The sequence below is a fragment of the Streptomyces sp. SID5643 genome, assembly GCF_009872555.1.
Classification (GTDB): domain Bacteria; phylum Actinomycetota; class Actinomycetes; order Streptomycetales; family Streptomycetaceae; genus Streptomyces; species Streptomyces iakyrus.
Map to the genome: position 1 here is coordinate 1 of NZ_WWIC01000257.1, position 419 is coordinate 419.

Annotated in this window: 1 protein-coding gene and 1 rRNA gene; both read right to left on the reverse strand. The window is 68.5% G+C overall.

Features of this window, described 5'->3' with window-relative positions:
- Positions 1-218: hypothetical protein (locus tag GTY56_RS40865; protein ID WP_237525085.1), on the reverse strand; the 218-nt coding region annotated here is incomplete at its 3' end.
- A 123-nt stretch (positions 219-341) separates the two neighbouring features.
- A 5S ribosomal RNA gene (gene rrf, locus GTY56_RS28730) occupies positions 342-419 on the reverse strand; the annotation flags it as partial.

Consider the following 419-nt stretch of genomic DNA (forward strand, 5'->3'; position numbering starts at 1 on the left):
CGCCGGAAGGCGGGGCGGTCACCGCGGTCGTCCCGACGGAACCCGCCTCGGTCGTTGCCACCACGGTCGTTGCCGCCTCGGTCGTTGTCGCGGCGGAAGCCGCCACGGTCTCCGCCGCGGCTCCCGCGCTGACCGCCGCGGTCGTTTCGGTCGCTCCGGTCCCCCTCCCGTCGCCGCTGGTCGCGCTCCGGTCGGTCGTCGGGAGAGTTGGTGGACATGGTGACTCCTGTCTTCGGTACCGCAGTCATTCTCGCGCAGCCGGGTGCCCAGCGCGCAGTGCAAAAACAAAAAGGACCCTTGGTCCCAGCTGAACGCTGGGACCAAGGGTCCTTCCAAAGATTGTTCGGCGGCGTCCTACTCTCCCACAGGGTCCCCCCTGCAGTACCATCGGCGCTGTAAGGCTTAGCTTCCGGGTTCGG